The organism is Lentilactobacillus hilgardii DSM 20176 = ATCC 8290 (assembly GCF_000159315.1).
GTDB classification, from domain to species: domain Bacteria; phylum Bacillota; class Bacilli; order Lactobacillales; family Lactobacillaceae; genus Lentilactobacillus; species Lentilactobacillus hilgardii.
On record NZ_GG670041.1, the window covers coordinates 1 to 241 of the forward strand.

The 241-nt window shown below is 45.6% G+C and carries 1 pseudogene; it reads left to right on the forward strand.

The window, feature by feature from the left end:
• Nucleotides 1–58: 58 nt before the first annotated feature.
• Nucleotides 59–241: pseudogene (locus HMPREF0519_RS12805) on the forward strand (hypothetical protein); the annotation flags it as partial.

A 241-nucleotide genomic window follows, 5' to 3' on the forward strand; every position in this document is an offset into this window, starting at 1 on the left:
CTGATGAAACTCGCCTAGCAGTTTGGACTCAAGAGGGTCAAACTGGGACCAAAAAAGAGTGACAGCTTTTAAGACCGATGAACTAAATCAGATCATGGACGCCCAAGGCAATATTAAGTGTACTGATGATCGCCTGGCAAAGGGTGGTCAGGCCTATGTATCAAGCCGTCCAATTAATAGTTATTCTTACCCCCAAGGATCATGGCAAGGAATGGAACTATCTAACCGGACCAATGCAGGT